The organism is Algoriphagus marinus (genome assembly GCF_001936475.1).
In the GTDB taxonomy this organism is placed as follows: Bacteria; Bacteroidota; Bacteroidia; order Cytophagales; family Cyclobacteriaceae; genus Algoriphagus; species Algoriphagus marinus.
Genome location: NZ_MSPQ01000002.1, coordinates 516,970 through 540,737, shown reverse-complemented (window position 1 = coordinate 540,737; position 23,768 = coordinate 516,970). Strand labels below are relative to the sequence as shown.

Annotated in this window: 21 protein-coding genes, 1 rRNA gene and 1 pseudogene; 8 read left to right on the top strand and 15 right to left on the bottom strand. The window is 39.7% G+C overall.

The features are described from left to right. The first annotated feature begins 141 nt into the window (after positions 1–141). Positions 142–253: ribosomal RNA gene (rrf, locus tag BVC88_RS06805) — 5S ribosomal RNA — on the top strand. A gap of 377 nt (positions 254–630) precedes the next feature. Here the strand turns inward: rrf and BVC88_RS21740 are convergent. The 5 genes and pseudogenes from BVC88_RS21740 to BVC88_RS06780 form a co-directional block, all read right to left on the bottom strand. Beyond that, positions 631–771, bottom strand: a pseudogene (locus tag BVC88_RS21740) (pectate lyase); the annotation flags it as partial. A 57-nt stretch (positions 772–828) separates the two neighbouring features. Then, positions 829–1,080, bottom strand: a complete 252-nt coding sequence (locus tag BVC88_RS06795; RefSeq protein ID WP_075349875.1) for a hypothetical protein — start codon at positions 1,078–1,080, stop codon at positions 829–831. Positions 1,081–1,107: 27 nt separating this feature from the next. Continuing rightward, positions 1,108–2,499, bottom strand: coding sequence for a DUF1593 domain-containing protein (locus tag BVC88_RS06790; RefSeq protein ID WP_075349874.1), 1,392 nt, complete (start codon positions 2,497–2,499; stop codon positions 1,108–1,110). Between the two features lie 76 nt (positions 2,500–2,575). After that, entirely contained in the window at positions 2,576–3,964 is a 1,389-nt protein-coding gene (locus BVC88_RS06785; RefSeq protein WP_075349919.1) for a pectate lyase family protein, read from the bottom strand. 44 nt (positions 3,965–4,008) lie between these two features. Beyond that, on the bottom strand, positions 4,009–5,304 hold the full coding sequence (locus tag BVC88_RS06780; RefSeq protein ID WP_075349873.1) for a nucleoside hydrolase-like domain-containing protein: 1,296 nt from the start codon (positions 5,302–5,304) through the stop codon (positions 4,009–4,011). Between the two features lie 122 nt (positions 5,305–5,426). Between BVC88_RS06780 and BVC88_RS06775 the strand changes: the two genes are divergently transcribed. Beyond that, entirely contained in the window at positions 5,427–6,260 is an 834-nt protein-coding gene (locus tag BVC88_RS06775) for a helix-turn-helix domain-containing protein (RefSeq protein ID WP_075349872.1), read from the top strand. Between the two features lie 187 nt (positions 6,261–6,447). Here the strand turns inward: BVC88_RS06775 and BVC88_RS06770 are convergent, their stop codons facing one another. From BVC88_RS06770 to BVC88_RS06760, 3 genes are all read right to left on the bottom strand, one after another. Then, positions 6,448–6,885, bottom strand: coding sequence for a DUF1569 domain-containing protein (locus tag BVC88_RS06770; RefSeq protein WP_075349871.1), 438 nt, complete (start codon positions 6,883–6,885; stop codon positions 6,448–6,450). A gap of 81 nt (positions 6,886–6,966) precedes the next feature. Continuing rightward, positions 6,967–9,363 carry a ribonucleoside-diphosphate reductase subunit alpha gene (locus BVC88_RS06765; RefSeq protein WP_075349870.1) on the bottom strand — a complete coding sequence of 799 codons (2,397 nt, stop codon included), beginning with the start codon at positions 9,361–9,363 and terminating at the stop codon, positions 6,967–6,969. Positions 9,364–9,398: 35 nt separating this feature from the next. Then, positions 9,399–10,382 carry a ribonucleotide-diphosphate reductase subunit beta gene (locus BVC88_RS06760; RefSeq protein WP_075349869.1) on the bottom strand — a complete coding sequence of 328 codons (984 nt, stop codon included), beginning with the start codon at positions 10,380–10,382 and terminating at the stop codon, positions 9,399–9,401. 582 nt (positions 10,383–10,964) lie between these two features. Here BVC88_RS06760 and rplU point away from each other — a divergent pair. The 3 genes from rplU (at position 10,965) to BVC88_RS06745 (ending at position 14,784) form a co-directional block, all read left to right on the top strand. Further along, on the top strand, positions 10,965–11,276 hold the full coding sequence (rplU, locus tag BVC88_RS06755; RefSeq protein WP_075349868.1) for a 50S ribosomal protein L21: 312 nt from the start codon (positions 10,965–10,967) through the stop codon (positions 11,274–11,276). 34 nt (positions 11,277–11,310) lie between these two features. Next, complete coding sequence (gene rpmA, locus BVC88_RS06750) at positions 11,311–11,571, top strand: 50S ribosomal protein L27 (RefSeq protein ID WP_075349867.1); 261 nt, start codon at positions 11,311–11,313, stop codon at positions 11,569–11,571. Positions 11,572–11,721: 150 nt separating this feature from the next. Then, the gene (locus tag BVC88_RS06745) at positions 11,722–14,784 is read left to right on the top strand and encodes a WD40/YVTN/BNR-like repeat-containing protein (RefSeq protein WP_075349866.1); all 3,063 of its coding nucleotides are present in this window, start codon (positions 11,722–11,724) and stop codon (positions 14,782–14,784) included. Between the two features lie 39 nt (positions 14,785–14,823). On the opposite strand, the gene BVC88_RS06740 is transcribed toward BVC88_RS06745, so the two are convergent. The 6 genes from BVC88_RS06740 to lipB are packed head-to-tail and all read right to left on the bottom strand — an operon-like array spanning position 14,824 to position 20,547. Next, complete coding sequence (locus BVC88_RS06740; RefSeq protein ID WP_075349865.1) at positions 14,824–15,453, bottom strand: rhomboid family intramembrane serine protease; 630 nt, start codon at positions 15,451–15,453, stop codon at positions 14,824–14,826. A 3-nt stretch (positions 15,454–15,456) separates the two neighbouring features. Continuing rightward, positions 15,457–16,455, bottom strand: a complete 999-nt coding sequence (locus BVC88_RS06735; RefSeq protein WP_075349864.1) for a polyprenyl synthetase family protein — start codon at positions 16,453–16,455, stop codon at positions 15,457–15,459. Further along, complete coding sequence (gene rnr, locus BVC88_RS06730) at positions 16,418–18,619, bottom strand: ribonuclease R (RefSeq protein ID WP_075349863.1); 2,202 nt, start codon at positions 18,617–18,619, stop codon at positions 16,418–16,420. The genes BVC88_RS06735 and rnr overlap by 38 nt, the downstream gene beginning before the upstream one ends. A 29-nt stretch (positions 18,620–18,648) precedes the next feature. Beyond that, positions 18,649–19,416: a 3'-5' exonuclease gene (locus BVC88_RS06725; RefSeq protein ID WP_075349862.1), complete on the bottom strand. Its 768-nt coding sequence runs from the start codon at positions 19,414–19,416 to the stop codon at positions 18,649–18,651. A gap of 7 nt (positions 19,417–19,423) precedes the next feature. Further along, positions 19,424–19,825, bottom strand: coding sequence for a hypothetical protein (locus BVC88_RS06720; protein ID WP_075349861.1), 402 nt, complete (start codon positions 19,823–19,825; stop codon positions 19,424–19,426). A 5-nt stretch (positions 19,826–19,830) separates the two neighbouring features. Next, positions 19,831–20,547 carry a lipoyl(octanoyl) transferase LipB gene (gene lipB, locus BVC88_RS06715; RefSeq protein WP_075349860.1) on the bottom strand — a complete coding sequence of 239 codons (717 nt, stop codon included), beginning with the start codon at positions 20,545–20,547 and terminating at the stop codon, positions 19,831–19,833. Positions 20,548–20,626: 79 nt separating this feature from the next. On the opposite strand from lipB, the gene BVC88_RS06710 reads away from it, so the two are divergent. Both BVC88_RS06710 and BVC88_RS06705 read left to right on the top strand, forming a co-directional pair. Next, a complete protein-coding gene (locus tag BVC88_RS06710) occupies positions 20,627–20,983 on the top strand; it encodes a YraN family protein (protein ID WP_075349859.1) in 357 nt (118 codons plus the stop codon). 26 nt (positions 20,984–21,009) lie between these two features. Further along, positions 21,010–21,537 (top strand): lipid-binding SYLF domain-containing protein, encoded by a 528-nt coding sequence (locus BVC88_RS06705; protein WP_075349858.1) that lies wholly within the window; start codon positions 21,010–21,012, stop codon positions 21,535–21,537. Here BVC88_RS06705 and BVC88_RS06700 read toward each other — a convergent pair. Continuing rightward, complete coding sequence (locus BVC88_RS06700) at positions 21,534–22,385, bottom strand: toxin-antitoxin system YwqK family antitoxin (protein ID WP_075349857.1); 852 nt, start codon at positions 22,383–22,385, stop codon at positions 21,534–21,536. The two genes, BVC88_RS06705 and BVC88_RS06700, sit on opposite strands and share 4 nt — an antisense overlap. 133 nt (positions 22,386–22,518) lie before the next feature. Between BVC88_RS06700 and BVC88_RS06695 the strand changes: the two genes are divergently transcribed. Then, positions 22,519–23,721, top strand: a complete 1,203-nt coding sequence (locus BVC88_RS06695) for a pyridoxal phosphate-dependent aminotransferase (protein WP_075349856.1) — start codon at positions 22,519–22,521, stop codon at positions 23,719–23,721. The last annotated feature ends 47 nt before the right edge of the window (positions 23,722–23,768 follow it).

The following is a 23,768-nucleotide window of genomic DNA, read 5'->3' as shown; positions in this document are numbered from 1 at the left end:
TGTCATAGCCGAGTAGTACTAATTGCCCAAAAGCTTACGCTATCCCTGTTACAATTTCTGCAAAGACATGTTAAAAAAGTCAGAAGTCGGAAGACAGAAGACCGAAGAACTTAAGCTATTATGTGGTCAACCCACAAAGATTTAGGCGGCCTAGCGCAGGGGTCCCACCTCTTCCCATCCCGAACAGAGAAGTTAAGCCCTGCAGCGCCGATGGTACTGGGGTTACTCCCGGGAGAGTAGGTCGCCGCCTCATTTATTCAAAGCCTTTCAGGAAACTGAAAGGCTTTTTTGCGTTTAAGATTTTTCATTCTTTATCTAAAGACTCCCGATAGTGCTGGCCTCAATAAAGATTGGCAGCAGGTTATTTTACTCATATTAGATCTAGTAAACGTAATCCTCAACTTTTATCTAAAGCCTCTACGCTCCCTATATTTAACCAAATTAGTAATTTTCGTTAGATGAAAAATCGGATCAATTGAAATCAGCGCAATTGCAAATTGGTAGAGTTATTAGGGTGTAGTTTCTCCCGATGACATCACGGATTCCACCCAGTGTACCGTAATGATTTGACTACGACTAGACGGTTACAGTAGTAATTGAAAATTTGTAAGCCGATAATTTCTTCTCGACTTACAAATTATCTTTCATCCACAATTCAGGATATTCTTTCTGGATTTTTGAAGGAGTGTTTGTGTACGAACTATAGCCATTTCGACGTACTTGGCCGATCTCAGATAGCGTATTTTCCTTGATACTATCTTTGTCACAATAGGATGTTTTTCGGTTTCCAGATTAAGCGTGCTCACGGTGTGGGTTTGTTTTTATCTTTTAGGACAATTCTATTTTTTCTCCCTTCCCCACCGATTGGTGAAACTCCTCAGTGTATTTCCATCCAATGATGTCCTTTTGAGGAAGGATATGGTTGACTGCAACCGCTTTCGCTTTGCTTGAACCATACCATATTTCGGACATTTTGGTGGCACATTCTTTTGTTTTACAGGGATGATAGTTTGCTTCTTGGAAAAAACAGAGGGTAGGTATAGGCGTTACTAGTAGAAAGAAAAGAAGGTTGGCTTTCATAGGTTCGAAATATAAATAGTTTATCTGCTATTTTACTTCGACGATGATTCTTCTGTAACTGGTCAGCTTTGGTGTTCCATTGTCAGTTACCTCACAAATTATATGAATCGTCTTTCCTGATGAATCGTACGGAAGGGTAAATTTGATCATATCCGATTCATTGTTAGGAATATTGACTTCTCCTTTATACGTGCCAGCTTCAGGGATAATCCACCACTTGAAGTTTAGCTCATCGTTTTCTAGGTCATAAGATTTCGAGGCGTCTAGCATCACACTCTGGCGTTTTTTGGCCTTCACTCTGAGCAATTCTATACCCTCCATTTTATTTACCACTACGATTGGGTTTCGATTGCCTTTTCCTTCATTTGCCCAATCCATTCTGGCAGCGAAATTATTGAAAGTGGCAGGGTAGAAGTGGCTTTCGTATTTCCTCGAAACCTCAGACGCCTGTCCTTGAAAGTTAGTAAAAGCCTGTGTTTCCTGATCTTCACTGATGCCCTTTTCGAAATATCCACCCCAACCTACTTGAGAGGGAACCATTGGGTCGTTCAATCCATTTGGCATCAAATGTAAGAAAGCGGGTGTGTCGCCCTCTACTCCATATTTATATTTGGGATAGACTTTACCCAGATTTCCGTGCGTTTGGATATCCTCTTCATATTTTTCCCAATTGCTTTTCCCAGTTCCATTTTGATATTTCCACGCCGATTCATCCCAGATAAATAGTAGATCCTCGGAAAATTCCCTTCTCATCCATTGGTGTGAGCTAATGGCAAAATCAGTTTTCTGATCTCTATCCTGATCGGTGATTGTATAGGTTAGGATTTTGTGAAGAAAAGCTTTCAATTCAGCATCACTTCTTTCCTGTTGAACCTTCCAGATAGCTTGAGCGAGCGTATTTCCACCGCCCCAAACAGTGATCCAAAGTGGCCGCTCATCCACCTCATCCGCAAGTTTGATGATCAGCTCACTCCCAGGAGAATTATTGTCTTCGCCTATGAATTTGAAGCCCCTGTTTTTACTTCCAAAGACAGTAATGCTTCGCAAGTATGCTGAACTTGGCCAGTAGCCTATGTTTTGTTGTGATTCATCAGCCAGAAAACCTTGTTGATTAGATCGCTTGAGCAAGTTTGGAAGGTCTTTTTCGTAGGCATCTATGGCGTCATGAATCAAGTCCATGAAATCATCCCTTGTTTTATCCAGACTCCAACCAGTGGTGAATATCAGACCTTCGATTTCATACAAATCCGCATGTACAAGTAACCTGACGAGTGATTCATTGTCATCAGTTTCCCAAGTGGATACATCTGTCAGGACCACCATTCGAGGTTTAGGTGGAGCTTTCTTTGTGTCTTGCTGTGCAAAAAGGCTGTACGAAAGAATTAAAATAAGTGAAAGAGAAAGGCTTGTTTTTTTCATGAATAGAAAGTTATGCTGATCCTAGCGGAGGCACATTATAAATTATTTTAGGTTTGAGTTAGTTGTTTCTGGATTCTTATTTAATTGAATTCAAATACTTTTCCAACATGGTATAGCCGTCTTTGACTAGATTTCTGTCAACAGCATCTGAAGGATTAAGCCCATTCGCTTTTTCCCATTCATCTGGCATTCCATCATGATCGGTATCTTTAGGAGCAGGTAAACTTTTCAGTTCAGGCCAGCCACCTACATCGTTTTGAGTATCTATTATTCCTGATTTTTTTGAAGGATCGATCAGAGAGTGATCCTTTCTATAAGTTGCTCCTTCAAAAGTTGCAAAACCGCCTTTAGCCTCATTGACAATTCTGGTATCCACCTCATCTCTTTTGGGTAGGGTAGCACCGGCATTTGCCAGTACCAATTCAAAAGCCTCTTCGGCTGTTTGTTGGTTTATGGGCATAGCTACCCACGGCTTATCAAGCTTCACATATTTTAAATTTTCTTCTCCACCTTGAGGCTGCACCCCGCCATCCCAATTGTTCATAGTGACTTTCTCATTGCCTATCATGACATTCTCAGAAATAAACCATTTGCCAAAATCACTGGTCGTATCCCGAATAGTTGGATTGGCAAGCCTATGTCGAAGTTCTCCAGGCTCAGTGGCAGGTCCTGGCTTATAATAGTTTGCGACCATATTTATCGTCGAAAATGCAAACTTTGGATTATTTACTTGTTGGTTTTCTCCACCATAAGTGCTGTTATATCCCCAATTATAAACCACATTATTTCGATAATCAGTATAGCCAGAACCTGATGCCATTCTTGGGTTTCGGCTTCCATGATGAGAGAAGAGATTATGGTGATACGTACCATAATTTGATCCCCAAATACCTCCGAAGCCATGAGCTCCTTTTATATGATTTGAGTCATGCATACTTTCGGAAATAATGCTCCATTGAACCGTAATACTATCATTATGGTAAATTGACATAGTTTCATCGACACTCCAGCTTGCAGAAATGTGATCTAAGATAAGATGCTTGTTATACCTACTAGAGACCGCATCGGTATCCTCCCCGGATTCATTCCCTAGTCTGACTCTCAAATACCGGATGATGACATGATCGGCATCGATCATTAAGGGGTTCTTTTTGATGCAAATACCATCACCTGGAGCTGTTTGTCCTGCTATGGTGATATAAGGATTTTTGATTCGGAGTGCACTTTCGAGTTCTATGGTTCCAGAAACTCTAAAAACAACAGTTCGAGGCTCAGAAGCATCTACTGCAGCTCTCAAACTCCCTTCACCACTATCATTCAAATTGGTAACTTCATAAACCATTCCTCCACGGCCACCTTTCGAAAACTTGCCATAGCCCTCAGCAGTGGGAAAGGCGAGTTGCTGAGAAAATGCTTTAGTAAAAGCGAATATGCTCAAAGCGGCAATTACAATGATTCTTTTCATACTAATGGGTGTATTGATAATTTCTGAATTAGAAGTAGTGAAAATTACTTTTCCAGCCATTTCCATCTCTCTGCCCAGTCCATTAAAAACTCCTTTCTGTATTTTGAGACGGTCTTGGCGCCCTGCTGATCTTCGATAAAAAGTGCTGCATCTAATCGGTCACTATACCAATTGGAACCTAGTTGATAATCATCCGGAGTTGCTTTTCCAGGCCATGGAATCGTGCTGATAAAAGCTCCTTCCAGTCCATTCAATTCGACAATTGAACTTCTGGTTTTGTAATATCCGTTTTCTGGTTTTTTAGAAGAATACTTTACTCCATAAATTCCGTTTCCAAGGTAATATCCAGGCCAAGTCTGATTTTGAATTTCTATTTCGAACACAACCGAATCTTCTGAACTAGCCAGATCTGGTCCTTCAAATCTCCATTCAATAGTAGCATAAGCGGCCACAGTATCTTCTTCAGTACTTCCTCCTATGAATATATTTCTAGAACTGCGGCTGATCTTTTCAAAACTTCCTCCCCAGCTTTCTCCCGTGGGATCATTTGGATCCCCGTTCATGAGATAGACAAGTGAAGGAGTGTCGCCCATTTTGATGTTTCCTTCATAATACTTGATGAAATCCTTGCCCAAAGCGCCTCGACCCTGGATGTAATTATCATAAAAAGCATCTCCCTTTAGATCTTCGGGTGAATCCTGGTCCATAAACCAACCTCTATAGGTGGAATTTGCCTCGATCATCCATAAATCAGGATGGTTTGCTGCTATATAGGAATAGGCATTGATACTCCATTTTTTATTCGGCCCGCCGATCCAGTATACTCTGATCTTTTCTTTGATCTCTGGGGCATCATGAAGCGCCTGGGCAAGATCCTCTATTCCTCCCCAAACCAATATCCAAAGCGGCTGATCACTTTCTTTCTTTGCGCAAGTAATTATCCATTCTGAGCCTTCAGTAGGGGAAGTATAACCTTTAAAAGGAGCGGCATCTTTTCCACCTTGCTTAGTGATTGCTCTCAGCGATTTGGGCGAAGGAAGTTCTGGAGCGTGCGTTAAGAGTTGATTGTAATCAAATTCATAGAGATCAATCATATCCTGGAAATTCATAGTAGTACCTTCCCCATAAGGCGATGAAACCAAGCCTTCGATCTCGAATTGATCTGCATACATTAACAGGTGAATCATCGACTGAAAATCATCTGGATCTGTCCCGCCAATGTCTGAGCTGATTAGCACTCTTGGTTTGGGAGCCTTTTTTTCAGGTTTATTGCAACCCAACAAGGAAGCAAAAAACACTAGTACCAATAAACCCGATATACTTCGCCTTTTCAATTTCATCCTGTGTGTTTTCTTATTTATGTCCTGTTAGAAAAATTAATTCTAAATATTGGAATGTAAATTTATTCTCGTATTAGCAGAAAAACTACCTACATTTCTGCATAAACCTATCGAAATCCCAGATGATAAATACTTTCGATGAAAGCCGAAGCCAGTTTAAACCTTATGGTTTGACTTGTGAATTATGGTCTCCAAGCATCATGAGAAAGCCTGATAGGCACAATGAGATAGAAATAAACTATTTCCCGGAAGTGGGGATAACTTATCTTTTTCAAGGAAATAAAGTAGTTGTTCCTCCAAAGAAACTGACAGTTTTTTGGGGGCTTATTCCTCATCAGATTATTGATTTCAAGAGCGATAATCCTTATTACGTTTGTACAGTGCCTTTCTCAGTATTTTTGGAATGGAAGCTTTCTGCTCCTTTTGTAGATAGCCTGCTGAAAGGAGAAGTGCTATTTGAAGCTTTGGAAGATAATTCTAGGTACGATGAATTTCTTTTTAACAATTGGCTGAAAGATATTAATGAAGGTGGTTCTCCTGAAGTTGCGTTGTTAGAAATCCATGCACGCTTGAGTAGGATGTCTATTGGTAATTTGTCCTCTGATAAAAAGGAACATACTGCACTTCAATCCAATGAAATCAGTCAGGTAGAGCGGATTGCGATTTTCATCGCTCAGAATTATTTCAACCCAATTAAAGTATCGGATATAGGCCTTGCGGTTGGTTTGCATCCTGACCATGCTAACTCGATTTTCAAAAAGACATTTGGTAGCACACTAAGTGAATACATCACTGAAGAAAGAATCTCCCATGCCCAACGAAAGTTGGCTGCGACGGACCAAAGCATCACAGATATTGTTTTTGACTGCGGTTTCAATTCCATCAGTCGCTTTAATGCAGCTTTTTTGAAAATTAATAGCTGTACTCCCAGAGAGTATAGGAAGAGGTATAGGTAGAAGGGATGAATGCATAGCTTTCAATAATAATTACCTTGAATGTTAAAGTGATTAAAACTTTCATCTCCCCATAATTCGAATTATTTCAGATAAACCACCTGATCTAAGTTTAAATTTGACTGTATCGCCACCAAATACACAACAGCGAAATGATTTTCTAGAACCAAGAGAAATTTTCAAATTCAGTTTACTCAAACTGACCCAAATGGTGGGTTATGTGTTTGTTGTGAAATATTTTCCATTCATCATAATTCAACTTCCCAAATCGTGGATGAAGGGTTAAATCTATTGGGTTATTTGCGAAGTGACTATGAAACTCTTCAATAGCATTTAATAGCTTTTCCTTTGCGATAGCTAAAGATTCAAAACGGAGGGGCAATAGATCCTCCGGAAGCCCTGGAGCTCTCACCCCTTTAGGAAATTCCATATCAGTTCTCAGCAGTAATCGTTTGTATTCAAGTTGCTTCTCATTAGGCTCAAATTCAGGTATATTCACTCTTCCTGAAGAAAGTTTGAATGTAATGATCAAATGCTCCACCATATGTTGTGGAGTCATTTTACCGAAGAGTTGATTGCTACCTTCTGATAAATTTTCTAGGCTGTTTTGAATTTCTTGTTGGGTCATGACTTTATTTTAAAAGTAAAAGATATAAAAAAAGCGCTTGAAATATTCAAACGCCTTTTCCCATTTAACGAACTCTAAATATTAACTTCCGCACATCTCACATCCCTCTGGATCATCCAGTGAACATGCGATAGCATCTTGTTTTTCTTTGTTAGCCACTTCAACAGGGCTTGGTGCTGCTTTTGGTTGCTCAAGTTGTGATTTATCCAAAGTGAATTTGATCGCAGCAGAAGCTGCCTGAGAGCGTAGATAATACATGCCTGTTTTCAATCCTTTTTTCCAAGCGTAGAAATGCATTGAAGTCAATTTACCGAAGTTTGGATCCTGCATGAAGATATTCATACTCTGTGATTGACAAATGTAAGCACCTCGGTCTGCAGACATATCGATGATAACTTTTTGAGAAATCTCCCAAACTGTTTTGTAAATATCCTTGATATGCTGTGGGATCTCAGGAACAGATTGTACTGAACCATTGGTTGAGATCAATTTATTCCGCATGTTATCATTCCAAAGTCCAATCTGAATCAAATCTTTCATCAAGTGCTTGTTCACGATGATGAATTCACCGGAAAGTGTTCTTCTCGTATAGATGTTGGAGGTATAAGGCTCAAAACACTCATTATTTCCCAAAATCTGAGAGGTAGAAGCAGTTGGCATAGGAGCTACTAGCAAGGAATTTCTCATGCCGTATTTCTTCACTTTTTCCTTCAGATCTGTCCAATCATATCGATTGGATTTTGGAGTTACTCCCCACATGTCAAACTGAAGTATTCCTTTGGAAGCAGGCGAGCCACCGTAAGTCTCATAAGTACCTTGAACTTTGGCTAGCTCCATGGAAGTCTCAACTGCAGCAAAGTAGATTGTTTCGAAAATATCTTCATTCAAACCTTTAGCTTCAGCAGAGTCAAATGGCATTCGAAGCATGATAAAGGCATCTGCCAATCCTTGAATACCAAGTCCTATTGGACGATGGCGGAAGTTGGATCTCTTCGCTTCCTCTACAGGATAGTAGTTTACATCAATTACTTTATTAAGGTTTCTGGTGGCTACTTTAGTGATCTCATAAAGCTTATTATGATCAAAGAAAAGCTTTCCATCAGGGCCCATGGTGACGAACTTTGGCAGTGCTAAAGAAGCCAAATTACATACGGCTACTTCGTCTGGAGCAGTGTATTCAATAATCTCAGTACAAAGGTTTGATGATTTGATTGTTCCAAGGTTTTTCTGATTTGATTTCCCATTAGCGGCATCCTTGTAAAGCATATATGGCGTACCAGTCTCAATTTGAGATTCCAAAACTTCAAACCAAAGTTCTTGAGCTTTAATTGTCTCACGAGCTTTCCCTTCACGTTCGTATTTTTCATAAAGTCTTTCAAACTCTTCTCCGTGACAGTCTGAAAGTCCAGGAGCTTCGTTAGGGCAGAAAAGTGACCAATCTTTATTTTGTTCTACTCGCTTCATGAAGAGATCTGGAATCCAAAGTGCGTAGAATAAATCTCTAGCTCGCATTTCTTCTTTACCGTGATTTCGCTTTAATTCCAGGAAATCTTTGATATCTGCATGCCAAGGCTCTAAGTAAATGGCGAAACTCCCTTTCCGCTTCCCTCCTCCTTGATCCACATAGCGAGCTGTCATATCAAAGTTTCGAAGCATTGGAACAATCCCGTTTGAAACGCCATTGGTTCCCTTGATATAAGAACCTTTTGCCCTTACGTGATGGATAGACAATCCTATTCCACCAGCTGATTGAGAGATTTTAGCACACTGCTTTAGTGTATCATAGATCCCATCAATACTATCATCTTTCATCGTTAATAAAAAGCAAGATGAAAGCTGTGGCTTAGGAGTACCGGCGTTAAAAAGTGTAGGAGTGGCGTGCGTGAACCACTTTTCGGAAAGTAAATTATAAGTTTCCAAAGCAGCATTGATGTCTTCTTTATGAATACCAACGGCTACTCTCATTAACATGTGCTGTGGTCGCTCTACTACTTTGCCACTCAATCTGATTAGATAACTTCTTTCTAAGGTCTTAAAGCCAAAATAATCATAATCAAAATCGCGCTTATAATCGATAGCTTCATCCAGTCTAGCTGCATTTTTCTTGATAATTCCATAAACCTCTGGATCAATCAAAGCAGCATTTTCCCCAGTTACAGGATTCACATAAGTGTAAAGCCTTTTCATCGTATTCGAAAAGGATTGACTTGTGGTTTTGTGAAGATTAGAGATTGCAATTCTTGCTGCCAAGATCGCATAATCCGGGTGCTTCACAGTCAGAGAAGCACATACCTCCGCGGCTAGATTGTCGAGTTCGGTAGTAGTCACACCATCATACAATCCATCAATTACCTTTTTGGCCACCTCGATGGGTTGAATAAATTTTGGATCCAATTCATAGCAAAGGTTTTCAATTCTCGCGGTGATTTTATCGAATCGTACTGACTCTCTCCTTCCGTCTCTTTTTATTACTAGCATAGGGGTATTATTTTAGGTTAATGGGAAAAGTATAATTAGAAATCTTCTTCAATGGTAAAGCCTCGAGAACTTTCATTGCTTTCGGCTGAGCCCATGACACCGGCTTTTTGGTAATCGCCAACTCTCTTTTCGAAGAAGTTTGTTTTTCCTTGTAGGGAAATCATATCCATAAAGTCGAATGGATTAGTACTATTCCAAACTTTAGGACAATCGAGCTCCATTAACAATCTGTCAGCGACAAACTCAATGTACTGGCACATCAAATCCGCGTTCATTCCTATCAATCTAACAGGAAGTGCATCGGTGACAAATTCTTTTTCGATTTCAACAGCATCCTTGATGATCTGCATTACCGTCTCTTTTGGTAATGGGTTTTGGACGTGTTGGGTGTATAGGTGGCATGCAAAATCGCAATGGAGACCTTCATCTCTGGATATTAATTCATTTGAAAAGGTCAAACCAGGCATTAAGCCTCTTTTCTTTAGCCAGAAAATGGAACAAAAAGATCCAGAGAAAAATATTCCCTCCACTGCTGCGAAAGCGATCAATCGCTCTTGGAAGTTTCCGTTGTCGATCCAGCGAAGTGCCCAGTCTGCTTTCTTTTTTACACAGTCAATATGTTCAATCGCATTTAATAGCTTATCTCGTTCTACCGCATCCTTTATATAGGTGTCTATAAGTAAGCTGTATGTTTCAGAGTGGATATTTTCCATCGCAATCTGAAAACCATAGAAAAATTTGGCTTCAGTATATTGTACTTCAGCGACAAAATGTTCAGCCAGATTTTCATTTACAATTCCGTCACTTGCTGCAAAAAATGCAAGTACGTGAGAGACGAAATGACGTTCACCATCATTTAAGGCTTTCCAGTCTGTTAAATCTTGCCCCAAGTCAATTTCTTCAGCAGTCCAAAAACTTGCTTCAGCCTTTTTATAAAATTGCCAAATATCATTGTGTTGAATAGGGAATAAAACAAATCGATTTTTGTTCTCTTCTAAAATTGGTTCATACTTCTGCATCATACTTCTTTTTTATATTCTTAATGAGATAGGAGACTATTTGGCGTTCTTACTCAGCTGGGGATAGCAAAGGCTGCCTTTTCAGAACAGCCTACGAACAAATATGTGAACCAAAAATGATAAAAAAAACCTCTGAAGTAGGAGTTTAAGCTAAAATTTGAATATTGGTCAAAAATGTATAAAATACTAATATACAGATTTATAATAAATCTATATTCAAGTAATAAATACAGTATAGATGATCTTATAGGGCATGCAAAATTTTTTTAAAAAACTTGAGAAAAGTTTTTTTACCAAAATTCAAGGTTAAAATTGAACAAAGGTCAAAAATTATACTTCAGATTACTAGTGATGTAATACGTTGGTGATCAATGCTCCAGCCATTAATTAGAGTTTTTCAAAGAACAATTTCAGATAATTTTTGTGATATGATTTTAGTAGGTTGAATGAAATTTCGAGACTCCGAGTTAGAATTTTTGAAAACTTTCAAGGAATCAATGGAAAAATTTCCAAGCCTGTTTTTTTCTTCTATACAACTTACCTATATTTGCACTCCGAATTCGATAATAAGAATCATACAACATGTACGCAATCGTAAACATCGCAGGTAAGCAGTTCAAAGTAACAAAAGATCAGTTTGTGTTCGCTCCAAAGTTGGCAGCAGAAACTGGCGCTTCCGTGGAATTCGACCAGGTCTTGTTAGCTGAAGCTGACGGCACTGTGTCTGTAGGAGCTCCCCTTCTAGTAGGAGCAAAGGTATCTGGGAAAGTCCTGGATCACGTCAAAGGTGATAAAGTGATTGTCTTCAAAAAGAAGCGTAGAAAAGGCTACAAAAAGAAGAATGGTCACAGACAAGATTTTACCAAAGTATTGATCGAAAATATTTCACTCTAAGTTTTCAATACGAAAGCTATAAACGTAAAAAACCATGGCTCACAAAAAAGGTGTCGGTAGTTCCAGAAACGGTAGAGATTCCCAGTCTAAAAGACTTGGTGTAAAGAAATTTGGTAGCGAGCAAGTTATCGCAGGAAACATCATTGTAAGACAGAGAGGTACTAAGCATCATGCTGGTACTAATGTAGGTGTTGGTAAAGACCACACTTTATTCGCTCTAACTGATGGAGTTGTTTCTTTTAAGAAGAAATTCGACGGAAGATCTTACGTAAGCGTTCTCCCTGTAGAAGCTTAATAAACCAATTTATTATTCGAAGCTCCTTCATTAATTTGAAGGAGCTTTTTTTTGGCAATTATTTTTTTAGATAACCACTGATCATTTTTTATTATTTTCATTCAATCACTTCTATTAATTTCTATCTTCGATAACCACCAAATTAATGTTATGAAGAAGAAATTATTCTTATGGTCTCTATCGCTTTTAATGGCATGGAGTATCTATTCCCCAGAAGTAAAAGCCCAAAATGTCCCAGATCCTAAGATTTACGATGCTCTTGAATGGAGGCTAGTAGGCCCGTTTAGAGGAGGGCGTTCAGATGGGGTGACTGGTGTCCCTGGCAGTGACAAGACTTATTACTTTGCATCAGCAGGCGGAGGCGTCTGGAAAACTTATGATGCTGGACAAACTTGGAAAGCAGTATCGGACGGTTATTTCGGAGGCTCTATTGGAGCAGTCGCTGTAGCTAAAAGTGATACAAGTGTAGTGTATGCTGGAGGGGGTGAAAAAACTGTCAGAGGGAATGTTTCCTTTGGTTATGGTATTTGGAAAAGTGCGGATGCCGGTAAAACATGGGAGCGTGCTGGATTGGATAAAAGCCGTTTTATCTCCAGATTGAGAATTCATCCCACCAATCCCGATGTAGTTTATGCAGCTGTATTAGGTGATATTTTTAAGCCTGATGATACTCGTGGTGTTTATAAGACTACTGATGGAGGAAAGACTTGGGACAAGATGTTGTTCGCTAGTGATGTAGCTGGTGCAGTTGATTTGATCATGGATCCCGAAAATCCTGAAATCCTGTATGCTACCACTTGGGATATCAAGCGAACTCCCTATAGCTTAGAAAGTGGTGGACCAGATTCCAAAATGTATAAGACCACCGATGGAGGAAAAACTTGGGAAGACTTGACTGAAAATGAAGGATTTCCAGACGGTTTGCTTGGAATTATGGGAGTTACAGTATCTCCGGTAAATTCCAATCGGCTTTATGCCATCATTGAAAATGAAAATGGAGGTGTCTTTACCTCGAAAGATGCTGGTAAAACCTGGGAGAAAGTCAATGAGGATAGAAGTCTCAGACAACGTGCCTGGTACTATACTAGAATTTTTGCTGATACACAGGATGAAGAAACAGTTTATGTGCTGAATGTGAGCTATCACAAATCTACCGACGGAGGAAAAACCTTCAAAGGAGCAAATGCACCACATGGTGACCATCATGATTTGTGGATCGATCCACAAAACAATCAACGGATGATTATCGCTGATGACGGTGGTGCTCAAGTATCTGAAGATGGAGGGAAAAACTGGTCAACTTATATGAATCAGCCCACAGCACAATTCTATCGTGTGACTACCGATAACAGTTTTCCTTATAGAATCTATGGTGCTCAACAGGATAATTCAACAGTTAGAATTAGACACAGAAATGATGGAAGATCAATCTCTGAAGATGATTGGGAACCGACTGCAGGTGGTGAGAGTGGTTGGATCGCTCCAGACCCGAAAGATAATGACATCGTATATGGAGGTTCTTACGGAGGATATTTGACCAGAGAAAATCATAGAAATGGAACTTCTCGATCGGTAAATGTCTACCCAAACAATCCAATGGGACATGGAGCCGAGGATATGAAATATAGATTTCAGTGGAATTTCCCGATTTTCTTCTCGCCACATGATCCAAATATGCTATATACTACCAGTAACCAGTTTCACCGATCTACAAATGAAGGGCAAAGCTGGGAAGTTTTCTCACCTGATTTGACTCGGAATGATCCAAGCAAACTTGGTCCAAGTGGTGGTCCAATTACAAAGGATAATACTTCAGTAGAATATTATGCAACAATCTTCACAGCTGCTGAATCGCCAATCAAAAAAGGTGTGATATGGGCTGGATCTGATGATGGGTTAGTTCATGTTACCCAAGATAATGGAGCTTCTTGGCAAAATGTGACTCCATCAGATATGCCTGAATGGTTACAAATCAATAGCATTGAGGCAAGTCCATTTGATCCGGCAGAAGCTTATTTCGCAGCAACAGGATATAAAACAGGAAACTACGAGCCTTACCTATACAAGACGAAGGATTATGGGAAGACTTGGACCAAGATCACTTCAGGGATAGCGGAAGAGCATTTTACTAGAGTGGTTCGAGCGGATCCGGCAAAGCGAGGAATGCTTTATGCAGGAACTGAAACTGGAATGTACTATTCCAAGGATGATGGAGCTTCTTGGCATTCGTTACAATTAAACCTACCAATTGTTTCCATTACTGACTTAGCAATTAAAGAAAATAACTTGATCGCGGCCACTCAAGGGAGAGCTTTTTGGATCATTGATGATTTGACTGTTCTTCATCAGGCGGAGCCAAGTATTGGTACAAAAGCATTTCATCTCTTTAAACCTCAGGATTCATATCGAATGGACGGTGTAAAGCGGAAAAGTTTAACAGAGGGATCCAATCGTCCTGGTGGGGTTTTAGTCTATTCTTATCTTAAAGAAGAACCGAAAGAGGAACTGAGAATAGAATTCTTTGATTCAAAAAATCAGAAGCTTAGAGAATTTTCTACTAAAGGAATTGATGGCGATACGCTGAAAGTCAAGGCTGGTAGCAATGAATTTAATTGGAATCTAAGAGTTGAAGATGCCGAAGGATTTGATGGGTTGATTATGTGGGCGGCTAGTCTTAGAGGTCCAAAAGTACCACCAGGAACTTATAAAGTTCGAATGATATTGGATGGTAAAGCTCAAGATCAAACCTTCGAAGTTTTGGCAGATCCTAGATATGAATCCACTCAGTCTGATTTGGAAGCACAATATGAATTCTTGCTTGGTGTCAGAGACAAACTCACAGAGACTCACCAAACCATTAAATTAATCCGAACCTACCGAGCTGAAATGGATAGCCTGGAGACTAAGCCAGCTAACCTTCAAATGGTTTTGGATGAAATGGATCAAATCGAAAAGACGCTTTATCAAACTCAAAATAAGAGTGGTCAGGATCCTTTGAATTTCCCGATTCGTCTGAATAATAAACTTGCCCACTTAAATAGTGTGGTTGGGAATGGAGATTACAAGCCAACAGATCAGTCAGAGGAAGTGAAAGTTGAATTAGTCACGAAGATTGATGCAGAATTAACCCGATTTAGGGCGCTTGAAAAAGATCAGATTTCTAAGATTCTAAACATCGAAGAAATGAAAACCAAGTTGGATAAAAAGAAATAAATTCAAATCCCTCTCAATTAGAATTGAGAGGGATTTTTTTTAGAATGGACGATAATTCTTTATTTGATCGAAAAAGGTGATTGCACTCGAAGGAGATATAATCAGGATAAAAATAATTCCGAAAAGCGCACCATATAAATGTGCGTCATGATTGATGGCGTCGTCTTGATTTTTTCCTTTGAAATAAGAGTAAATCAAAAATAATCCACCCAAGATAAATCCAGGAAGACAAATAATACCAAAGAGACAAATGTCCGATAGAGGTAAGATGATAATGCTTGCAAAAACTGTTGCGGAAGTACCACCGGATGCGCCAAGTGCTCTATAGTAACTGTTATCCTGGTTCTTGAGATAAGTCGGGATATCAGAAATGACAATCCCCAGAATATAGAATAATACAAAAACCACTCCTCCTAAGATTGGTCCAAACCGGTATGCTAATACTTGTTCTACCACAGCACCAAAGAAATAAAAGGTAAACATATTAAACAGCAGATGCATGTAGTCCTTGTGGATAAATCCAGAAGTAATAAATCGATCCCACTGCCCTTTATTTTTGATTTTGTATGGAATAAACATCCATCGATGAAGGAATTCAGGTTTGCTGAATCCATAGATACTGATACCTGCTGTGAGAATAATCAGTAAAACTGTAATTGATAAATTCATGAATTATTTTTCGCGATGGATAAGGTCCTGCGTGATTTGCTTCAATTCTTGGAAATAAGACTCGTTTTTGAAATGAATCAGATCGTACTGGTCAAACCCTGCTTGGAAATAGAATTGCATTTTTGCCTCCGTAAGAGCTTTTATCCCCAATGCATCATAAACTTCTTTGACCGCTTTTACTTTTTCTTCTTTATCAAACTCTGTTTGATTCAACCAATAATTGAGCTTTTCCGCAGTTGGACCTTTGGCCAGCTCGAGGGCTTTAATCAGCAAAAATGTTTTTTTATTGGCAATAATATCTCCACCGACTTGCTTCCCAAATTTTGCCTGATCTGCAAAAACATCCAATAAATCATCCTTCAATTGAAAGCCAACACCGATGTTCATACCGAAGTCATAAAGCTTCTGTGCATCAGATTTTTCAGCCCCTGCCAACAGTGCTCCCATTTGAAGGGAAAGCCCCAGTAGTACAGCAGTTTTGAGCCTAATCATATTGATGTAGTCTGCTTCAGAGACTGTTTCATAGGCTTCAAAATTCATATCGAATTGCTGACCCTCACATACCTCAGCTGCAGTTTTATTGAAAAGGCGAATAATCTCCTTTAGCAAATTTGGTTCTGTATCAAGCAGTAATTCATACGCTTTTACGAGCATCACATCCCCCGATAGGATCGCAATATTGGCATTCCACTTTTCATGCACGGTGGCCGTTCCTCTTCTGAGTGGCGCATTGTCCATGATATCGTCATGCATTAAAGTAAAATTGTGAAATACTTCGATTGCTGCCGATTGACTTAGGATCGTTTCAGGGTCATTTTTGTAAAGCCCATATGCCATTAAGCTAAGAAGTGGGCGGATTCTTTTTCCACCCAGACTTAGGATATAGGTTATGGGTTCATAAAGTTCTTTGGGTTCAGCTCCCGTTCCGATATGCTCGGGAAGCTGCTGGATGAAAGTTTCAAGTTTACCTAAGAGCGCGTTTGCGTGGCTTATTTTCGTCATTAGATGCAAATTCCAAATCTATAGTTCTTCGATCAATGTCAGTATTAACTACTCTGACCATTACTTTGTCTCCCAAAGTGATCATTTTTTTATTTTTCGACCCAATAAGTCGCATGTTTTTCTGGTCAAATTCGTAGTAGTCATCATTTATATCCTGAACACGAATCATTCCCTCACACTTGGTTTCAGTTATTTCCACAAAAACTCCCCATTCCGTTACTCCGCTGACAATCCCATCGTAATCTTTGGCTTCTGCCAAAGACATGAACTCAACTTGCTTGTACTTGATTGAAGCTCGTTCGGCATCAGCGGCTCTTTTTTCACGCTCAGAGGAGTGTACACATTTTTGTTCCCAAGATTCTGCGTCTGGAGATTTTCCTCCTTCCAGGTAATGTTCCAGAAGGCGATGAGCCATCATATCCGGATACCTTCGGATTGGTGAAGTGAAATGAGAATAATGTGCGAATGCTAGTCCGAAATGCCCTTTAGGCTCTGTGGTATATTTCGCTTTAGCCATACTGCGAATCGCCAGTTGTTCCAATACATTTTGCTCGGGCTTCCCTTGAATCTCTTCCATCAATTTGTTTAAAGCTGTAGAGATTTTCCCCTCGGCTCCAATATCTACTTGATGGCCAAATCGCTTTGCAAAACCGGAGAAAGTTTCCAAACGCTCCATATCCGGGGAATCGTGCGTTCGATACACAAAGGTGTCTTTTCCTTTTCCTTTGTTGAAAACAAACTCAGCTACATATTTATTAGCCAAAAGCATAAATTCTTCGATGAGCTTATGTATGTCTTTTCGCTCTTTGATAAACAGTCCCAATGGTTTGCCGTCCTCATCTAGCTTAAATTTGACTTCTACAGTTTCAAAGTTTACCGCCCCATGATTGAATCGTTTTTGACGAACTTTCTTAGCAAGGGTGTTCAATAAGGTAAGTTCTTCAAAGAAATCACCTGATTGGGTATCGATGTTTTCTTGCGCCTCTTCATAGGCAAACCTTCGGTCAGAATGAATGATTGTTCTCCCGATCCAATGTTTTTTCACATTCGCTTCTCGATCCAGTTCAAACACACAAGCAAAAGTCAATTTGTCCTCATTTGGGCGAAGGGAACATAATCCGTTGCTCAATCGCTCTGGAAGCATCGGAATGGTCCGATCTACTAGATAAACAGAGGTTGCCCTATCGTAAGCCTCTTTTTCTAAGGCTGTATTTGGCTTGACATAGTGAGTCACGTCGGCAATATGGACACCTACTTCCAGGTTCCCATTTTCAAGCTCACGATAAGAGATTGCGTCATCAAAATCCTTGGCATCGGCTGGGTCAATGGTAAAGGTAGCTACGTCCCGAAAGTCTTTTCGGGCTTTGATGTCTTTGGCAGTGATCTTATCCGAGATGGCGTTTGCTTCTTTTTCTGGAGCTTCCGGATATTCAAATGGAAGACCAAACTCTGCCATAATGGAATGAATCTCCACTTCATGAAGTCCGGCTTTACCTAAAACCCGGATGACTTCTCCTGTTGGATTTTTATCTCCCTCTCTCCATTCGGTGAGCTTCACAATCACTTTATCTTTGTGCTGCGCTCCTTTCAAGTCACCTCGGTGTACAAAGATGTCTTTGTGCATCTTTTTGAAGTCCGGGACAATGAATGCAAATCGGGGTGAAATCTCTACTCTTCCTACAAATTCATCGCGATTACGTTTGACAACTTCCAATACCTTCCCCTCTGTCCTTCCGGTTTTCCCTTTTACAGGATATACCATCACGCGTACTTTGTCTCCATCAAGCGCTTGCTTTAGATCAGCTTCTTTGACTAATATGTCTCCAAGGGAATTTGGATCTTCATCGCGGACGATGAAGGCAAACCTAGGATTCACATAGTCCACTGTACCTAAAATGAAATCTGGATCTTGATTGGATGAGTAATAATTTCTTGCTGTTTTTGAAACTGATCCTCCTTCAACCAATCGACTCAAAATGGGCTCTACTCCATCTTTAGAGATAGCATCTCTTATTTCCAGTCGTTTGATGATTTGTTTTGAATTGAATTCTGAACCGTAGTTTGAATCTAAAAATTGAAGAATTCGTCTGGATAAACTTCCTGAATCAGGTTTATTACCTCCGAATTTATTGTTTCTTGTTTTTTTATTTGATTTTCTTCCCATGTTTAGGGTTTTTGTTTTAATGTAAAAATTTAATCTGATTGAGGTGCATCCTTCTTGTGATCTTTTGATGAATCTTTGAGTTGGAGCACTTCAACATGGTATTCCTCTTCTTGTGGATTCATCGCCAAATAAATTCTGGCGGTGACTTCTACATCTTTGAGGCAGTACTTTTTGATTTTCTCAATATCTTTTTCCAGGTGAAAAGTGCCATTTACCTGGCTTCCATCGAGATCGTCTTTTGAACTGGGAACACCAAATACAGCTGCTAAAAGTTCGAGTCGGGTGTAATGTTTGTAATCCCCAAACTTCCATAGCTCCATCGTGTCCAAATGACGTAATTCCCATGGCTTTTTGCCGGCTATTTGCAAAGGCTCGGGGAGAGGGATTCCTTGGATGAGCATTCTGCGACATAAATAAGGGAAATCAAATTCCTTTCCATTGTGTGCGCACATCACCCATTTTTTCTTGTCTAATAAAGCTTTGAATTCCAAAAGAAGTTCCCGCTCCTCTGGGTGTGCTATGCATTTGGATCTAAGTATTACTTTTTTTTCTTTTTTCTTCTGTTGAAAATAACCAACACCGATACAAACTACCTGACCGAACTCAGCATGAATTCCAGCCCGTTCAAAGTAAAGTTCTCCCGGACTGCGATCGGGTTTCTCTGGTTGAATCAATCGCTCTTTTTTCAGCCATTCTCCTTGCAGTCGCTCCGGTAGTTCCTCAAATTTTTCTGTTAAAGAGGCTGTCTCTATGTCTAGAAAAAGAATATCGCCAAGTTGATCTAAAAAAGTTGCCATAATTAAGTTATGAATGTAATACGCCTTCCAGTCCAATCTCTGGAATCAACTTAATGAAACCAGGATCTAAGCTGCCTGAAGTAAAGATAAACTTTTTGTCAAAAATCTGATCCAGTATGTAATAACTAACCCAGAATTCATTAGTCAAGGAAAACAGAGCAGGATCTATAGATTCTACTTTTGCGACTTCTTGAGGGCCAAGTTCCTCAATCATATGTCGTAGTGTAGATGTTTTTTTGGACTCTCCGTTGAGCTCGCCATACCCTTTGGAAGTGATCATTACCGTTTTTAATTCGATCAGGTTTAGATTTATAAGGTAAACTGCCCATTCAGGACCAGCTGAGGTTTCTTCTTTAGCGATAGCTATTTTGACTCCGGTAACTTGTTGAAAATCAATGTCTTTTTTCATAGGGCTCAAATGATTTCCATCTCAAAAAGTGTTTCAAGATGTTTTTTCACTTTAGATTTTACTTCTTCTAAGGGGATTTTCTGACCGAGTTCTGCTTCTAGAGAGGTGACTGCTTTATCGTCTATTCCACAAGGAATGATATGTCCAAAATAGCTCAGGTCAGAATTTACATTGAATGCAAATCCGTGCATGGTTACCCATCGGCTAGATTTCACGCCCATAGCACAGATTTTTCTTGGATTATTTTGTTGGATATGATCCAGCCATACCCCAGTCAGTCCTTCGATTCTCCCTGCTGTAATACCATATTCGCCCAAAGTCAAAATTATTGACTCCTCCAAAAAGCGAAGGTATTTGTGAATGTCCGTGAAGAAATTATCCAAGTCTAAAATAGGATATCCGACCAATTGACCTGGACCATGATAAGTAATATCCCCACCTCTATTGATTTTGTAAAACTGGGCTTCATTTTCCTTTAAACCTTCTTCATCAAGTAGTAAGTTTTCAAGTTTTCCACTTTTTCCTAAAGTATAGACATGTGGATGCTCAACGAAAAGCAGGTAATTCGGAGTGGACTTCTGTTCTGAAAGCGCATTTTTCCGATTTTGTATTTTCAAGGCTACAGTTTCCGCAAAAAGCTCTTCCTGGTAATCCCAAGCCTTTTGATAATCCATCAAACCCAGATCTCGGAATTCTGTCTTTTTATTGATAATTTCATTCATCTGCTTTCTTCGGTTGATTTTTTTCCGATCCTATGGAGTCAGCAACTTTCTATTTTTCAAAATTAAACATTTATCCTAGATGGCTGAACATAACGAAAGCGGTAAAAATGCGGAGGAGCAAGCTGCCGAATGGCTCAAAAGTAAAGGCTATGAACATTTAGAGTCTAATTTCAGACATGGCCATGCTGAGATTGATTTAATCATGAAGTACAAAGGCCTTTTAATTTTTGTAGAAGTCAAGTATCGTTCAGGAACCGGTTTTGGCTATGCCGAAGAATTTGTCGATGCGACAAAACGTAAATTGATCATTAAAGCAGCAGACCAATACATTCACCAAATTGATTGGCATAAGGATATTCGATTTGATATCGTGGGCGTTTATAAAGACAGACACGGTAACTTAAACTTCAAATCCTTTGAAGATGCCTTTTATTAAATTCATAACTGTTAGATTTTAAAACCATGAAAAAAATTATTTTCTCACTCCTGTTCTTATTTTCGGCTACGTTCATTTTTGCTCAAAGTGATAAAAAAGATGATCAAATCATTGAAGACAGTAAAGATGCAAAAGCTGCCTTCCTAAAAGATGATCCCGATATGCAAGATTTTTTCGATACCTCTTATGGTTACATTATTCTCCCCAATGTCGGTAAAGGTGGCTTGGGAGTAGGGGGTGCTTCAGGGAATGGGGTCGCTTTTGAAGGTGGAAAAATGATAGGCTTTGCAAGAATGACCCAAATTACAATCGGATTTCAGGCTGGAGGACAGGCTTACAGTGAAGTGGTATTTTTTGAGGACAAAGAAGCTTTTGATCGGTTTAAAGAAAACAAGATCGAAATGTCCGCTCAAGTTTCTGCGGTTGCCGCTGCTTCCGGAGCATCTCTAAATGCTAAATATGTAGATGGAGTAGCTGTTTTCACACGAACCAAAGGAGGCTTAATGTATGAAGCCTCAGTAGGAGGGCAGCAATTCAAATTCAGGGAAAATTAATTCTCCTTTCGATAGACTAGATTTCCGTCCTTATCCCACTCAGCACGGATATAGGGGCGGAAATTTTTCGTGTAAGCATCCTCCTGATATTGGATTTCACGCTTACGAATTGCTTTGGTGTTGTTATTGTCCCAGTATTCAGTCCAAAGGCCTACTTTTTCACCAAACTCATATTCTCCAGTCACAGCTATTTGAGCGTCTTCATAAAAAAAGAAATAGTTTCCCTCCTCCATACTATATTGAATTGGGATTATTTCCTCAATTACATTTGATGTCCGGTCGTGATAGGTGATTCTGGACTCTCTTGGCCAACCTTCTGAAAAATGATTCTTATCCTGAAGCACATTGTTAGAGTCGAAAAGCATCCAAGTCTTATGTTTGGTACCGTAGAAATACATTCCCTTTTCGACGACCTCTTCATTGATCACTCGTTCATATGGGCCATGGAGTAAATAGCCCTTGCCGACCATATACCCATCTTTTTTTATGGCACGATCAGAAGTGTCGAACCAATAAATGTCCCGAATGTAAGGATCTGGCTGCCTGGTAGCATCTGTGTAGTTGAAAAATTCAAAGATTTGGGTTCCACGAAGTTCTCTCCGTGTGTATCCCTTTTTGGTTTTTAAACCAAACCAAATATTTTTCTTTGCCTTTTTCTTTTTCGCTTTTTTTTCGTCTTTCTCAGCAGAGTCATCAAAAAGCAGCAAAGGCATCGAAGTAGGGAGCAAGCTGGAATTCACTACGCCGGAGGAATCAGGATCAACTTTTGGTTTGGAAGCTTCATCTTGTGCCAAAGTCAATTGACTTGTCAGTACAAAAAAAAGCAACAGAATGTAAAATCTATTCATCGAGGATAAAAACGCAATTTACTTCGCTGTATTTTATTCAAAAATAACATTTCGACATCAAAAGACCCAGATTGTTTAGATTTTATAATCTTCTCTCTATTTTTGAGAAATTTGTAAAAAAACCTCTCAAAAAATGAATTCTATTTTATCGGATCGGATAATCAATATGGAAGAGTCAGCGACTCTTGCTATGGCGAAAAAAGCCAGAGAACTGAAATCCCAAGGAATTGACATCATCAGCTTAAGTCTTGGTGAGCCGGACTTCAAAACTCCCAAGCATATTCAGGAGGCTGCTAAAGCGGCAATTGATGAAGGGAAGTATTTTTCTTATCCTCCGGTAGCTGGTTACCAAGATTTGCGAGAGGCTATTGCCAAGAAACTTCGAGAAGAAAATCAAATTGCCGATGCCAAAGCAGAAAATATCGTAGTCTCCACTGGAGCAAAGCATTCGATCGCCAATGTGTTCATGTGTATGATCAATGAAGGTGATGAAGTGATTATTTTTTCTCCTTACTGGGTGAGTTATGCAGAGATCATCAAACTGGCCGGTGGAGTGCCAGTCTTGATTGAAGGGACTTTAGAGAATAATTTTAAAGCTACAGCAGCCCAACTAGAGGCTGCTATAACTCCGCGGACCAAAGCGGTTATTTATTCCTCTCCTTGTAATCCTACAGGTTCGGTATTTAGCAAAGAAGAATTGGAAGCCATTGCTGCTGTGATTTTAAAGCATGATAACATCATGGTGATTGCTGATGAGATCTATGAGTTGATCAATTTTGTGGGTAAAAATTACAGTATCGGATCCTTCCCAGGTATGTTTGATCGGACGATTACTGTCAATGGCTTCTCCAAAGGTTATGCAATGACAGGCTGGAGAGTGGGATACATTTGCGCTCCTCTATTTATTGCAAAAGCAGTTGAAAAGATGCAAGGTCAATTTACTTCTGGAGGTACAGGGATTGCACAGCGGGCAGCACTTGCTGGGATCGCGGGTGATCAGACTCCTTCCAAAGAAATGGCAGATGCTTATTTTAGAAGAAGAGCTTTAGTATTAGGCTTACTTCAGGATATCCCAGGTATTAAGACTCATGTTCCAGAAGGAGCATTCTATTTCTTCCCTGATGTGACGGCTTTCTTTGGTAAATCTGCACACGGCCATAGCGTAAAAGATGCAGATGACCTTTGCTTGTATTTACTTGATGTAGCCAACGTTTCATTGGTCACCGGGGCTGCTTTTGGAGCTCCAGATTGCGTGCGATTGTCCTATGCAGCTTCTGATGAGGAATTGGTAGAGGCACTAAAACGAATCAAAAAAGCACTCGGAGATTTAGCCTAATTGAAATTCAACCCCGACGAAAGTCGGGGTTATTTTTTGCATAAAAG